This is a genomic window from Streptomyces sp. NPDC056160, from assembly GCF_042268205.1.
Lineage (GTDB): Bacteria > Actinomycetota > Actinomycetes > Streptomycetales > Streptomycetaceae > Streptomyces.
Genome location: NZ_JBHJUW010000305.1, coordinates 1 through 2646 on the forward strand (window position 1 = coordinate 1; position 2646 = coordinate 2646).

Here is a 2646-nt window from a genome sequence, read left to right on the forward strand (position 1 = left end):
GCCGGAAGCGCTGCCCGCATTCCGGAAGTAGCTTTCAATACTGTCCGCTTCTCTCCGGGATGCCGTTCCGAAAAACGTATCCATGACGATATGCGTGTCGCTTTCATCCCCATGCTGCGGAGTGAGGGTGATTTTAAACTTCCCGCCGGCTTCGGCCAGATCGAAGCGCTCGCTCAAATATTCCCGGACCGGCCGATTTGCTTCAGATTCCGCAAGTCCATCAGTGGTCATACCCCTGAGGAAAGTATCTATTCGCTTCGGGATCTCGGAGTCCGCGTTCCCCGGACTGCCGAAGAAGTCCCGGAGTTCTTGCAGCCAGTGAGCGCTATTCTCTACTCTCGGAGCCGCATCAACTTCGAGGAACCACTTGCCGTTCTCCTGCTCCACCCTCCCGTATGACCCCAGCAGCACGCGCACATTTTCCGTAAGGGTTCCCTTCCCGCGGTGTCTCAAGTTATTGATCAGGTATCCGATTTTGATAACGCGTGGGGCGGGATGGTCTGCGCCTGCGCCGGGTCCTACTTCTCCGGGATTCTGTGGGAGCTCTACTCTTTCGTATCTCGTAGGCAGGCGCGCGTGTGGCTGCTGGCCGGTGCCGGGGTGACCGTTGAACCAGATGTCCAGCGCTGCTTCAAATTCGGCATGAGCCATATTCCTTTGGGTAATCCCGTCAGCGAGGAACCACTTGCCGTTCTTCTGCTCCAGCCTCCCGTGCGACCCCAGCAGTCCGTGCACATTTTCCGTAAGGTTTTCCCTCCCTGCGTGTCTCAATTTATGGATCAGGTATCCGATTTTTATGTCGCGTGGGGCTGGATGGTTTATGCCTGTACTAGCCTCGATTCTTCAGAGGTCGTGAGTGCATGACCGGGTCGCTGGTTCGCCCTGTGTTCCGCGTGATCGCGGGCGGGGCCTTCGCGTGTCGCTGCGGCTGCGCCGGGGTTCCACGGCTCCCGGAGTGTGCTGGTCCTGCTCCTTTCTGGTCTTCGTCGGGTCTGGCGGCCGGTCGTCAGGTGATGGCCGGGAGTGCGGTCAGCCGCTGCCAGCAGGTGGTGAACGCGGTTGCCCAGGGCCAGGTCCGCTCGATGCGCAGCCAGCGCCGGCGGGCGTGGTCGGCGAGCCGGGCGGGCAGGTGGTAGAGGCGGAAGCGCATGGTGTCCGGCTCGGCGTCGGCCAGGCCGTCGATGTCGTGCAGGGCCAGGAGCCGCAGCCACGCGTCGAGATCGGTGGCGAGGTTCGCGGCGAGCGTCCAGCCGCGGTTGACCTCCCAGGAGGCGGAGGGCAGGTTGTCCAGCCCCATGGCCTTGTTGGTGCGCACCCGGTCTTCCACGCCGGCGTGGGAGCGGTGCAGGACGTCCAGGAACTGGCTGTGGCCCGAGCCGGCGATGCCCCACATGTGACGGATGTTGGTCGCGGTGATGCAGTAGCGCCAGCCGGTCTTCTTCTCGAACGCGGTCAGCTTCTTCAGGTGCCGCCGGGTCGGACGCACCCGGCGCACGATCAGCCGCATGCCCTCGGGCCAGCCCTCGCGGGTGTTCAGGCCGGTCAACTCGGCGACGAAGTAACCCTCCTGGAGGCTGCCGTCCTGGTGCACGGAGGTCTCCCAGGCGGCCTCGGGCAGGCAGGCGATGGCCTTCTCGTCATCTTCGGTGATCTTCCAGCCGACGGTGTAACGGACCGTGCGCCGTGTGGTGTTCAACGCTTCGAGGTGTTCCAGCAGTCCGTGGGTGGCCCCGGCCCCGTCCACCCGGACGAGGATCTTCGCGGCCGACGATCCGGGGATCTGCGCGAGGGCATCGGTGAGCACGCGGATGTGGTCGGCCACCGTGTTGGCCCCGGCGTTCCCCGGTCGCAGCAGCATGGCCAGGGACTCGGTGGTGTTCGCGCACCACGCGGCCAGCGGATGAAACCCGAACGTCTTTTTGAAGGTGACCGCTGCCCCGGCCTTCTTCGAGGCTGCGGTGATGATGGTGGCGTCGAGGTCGATGACGATCCAGCCGGTCAGCCGCTTGCCCGCCACCGTCAGCCACGGGAAGCCGCCCGGCCGCAGATGCAGCAGACTCCACACGTGCCGGCGCACCTTCGCCCGCGCCTTCGCGATCTTCGCCAGGGTGGCCCCGTCGAGCATGGCCAGCGTGCGCCGCGCGGTGGAGTCCGAGGCCGCGATTCCGAACAACGGCCGGTGATGCAGCTGGAGTTGCTCGGCCTCCGATAAGTTCGCCGCCCCCAGCACGATCGCGATCGCGAGGTGCACCAGCACCCCGGCGCGGTCCCGCCAGCCGGCTGCGGTGCTGGACGGCAGCACCCCGGCCAACGCGTCCGTCAGCCCCGTGCGGTCCGCGCATCGGCGCAGCAGCACCGCCCCGGCATGCCCGATCAGTCTCTTCCCGTCAGCCACCACGGACAGCCGACGGTCCCACCCTGTACTCTCGACCACCAGAAAGGTGCCTTGCTCCCGCAGCGGATATGACCTAGACACTCACATCCTTGCAGGTCAACGGCACCTTTCTGCTATCGGGGCGTCAGATCACCCAATTCCGCTGAATACCCAGGGTTGGCGCTGCACGACGGTGGCCGCGTCAGGTTGGTGATCAGAACGGCAAGAGCCGTGTAACGGGAGACTGTTACGCACGGATCTGTGAGAGCCGA

3 protein-coding genes are annotated in these 2646 nt (G+C 65.0%); 1 reads left to right on the plus strand and 2 read right to left on the minus strand.

The window, feature by feature from the left end; translation table 11 throughout:
- Positions 1-417 (minus strand): hypothetical protein (locus ACFC02_RS42210; protein ID WP_376368282.1); only part of this gene is annotated, 417 nt, incomplete at its 3' end.
- 27 nt (positions 418-444) lie between these two features.
- On the opposite strand from ACFC02_RS42210, the gene ACFC02_RS42215 reads away from it, so the two are divergent.
- Complete coding sequence (locus ACFC02_RS42215) at positions 445-864, plus strand: hypothetical protein (RefSeq protein WP_376368284.1); 420 nt, start codon at positions 445-447, stop codon at positions 862-864.
- 142 nt (positions 865-1006) lie between these two features.
- On the opposite strand, the gene ACFC02_RS42220 is transcribed toward ACFC02_RS42215, so the two are convergent.
- Entirely contained in the window at positions 1007-2476 is a 1470-nt protein-coding gene (locus tag ACFC02_RS42220) for an IS1380 family transposase (RefSeq protein WP_376368286.1), read from the minus strand.
- Between the last annotated feature and the right edge of the window lie 170 nt (positions 2477-2646).